Origin of the sequence: Dyadobacter sp. BHUBP1 (genome assembly GCF_050587785.1) — a bacterium.
In the GTDB taxonomy this organism is placed as follows: Bacteria; Bacteroidota; Bacteroidia; order Cytophagales; family Spirosomataceae; genus Dyadobacter.
Genome location: NZ_JBOBIH010000059.1, coordinates 1 through 360, shown reverse-complemented (window position 1 = coordinate 360; position 360 = coordinate 1). Strand labels below are relative to the sequence as shown.

Sequence of the window (360 nt, the reverse complement as noted above, 5' to 3'; positions counted from 1 at the left end):
TGGCAATCACCTGCCCTGAGTGCAGCGGGAGGCTGGGGGCGAGCGTCCTCGACGCAGGCAAAAGACTTCGCGCATATCTTGGAATCCCGCTTCAAGCAGCTTGATCCTAACGCGCAAGTTTTACCCTTGTGGGAAGCCCCCTTTGAAAGGGATTATGTCAGTAGTCCTGCGGGATGGGTTACCTACAATTTTACAGATCTTCAAAACCGTATAGCCAATAGCTTTGGGTCATCGTCCTGGAAACCTGACCTGGTCATTATCCGGTTGGGGGAAAATGTGCTGAACTCGGAGGTGGAGCTGAACAATTTCAAGGCGGCCTATAATACGTTGATCAATAAAGTGCTGGAAGTAAGCGCCCCC

Annotated in this window: 1 pseudogene; it reads left to right on the top strand. The window is 51.7% G+C overall.

Annotated elements, in window-relative coordinates:
• Positions 1-360, top strand: a pseudogene (locus tag ACQ4MZ_RS31630) (hypothetical protein); the annotation flags it as partial.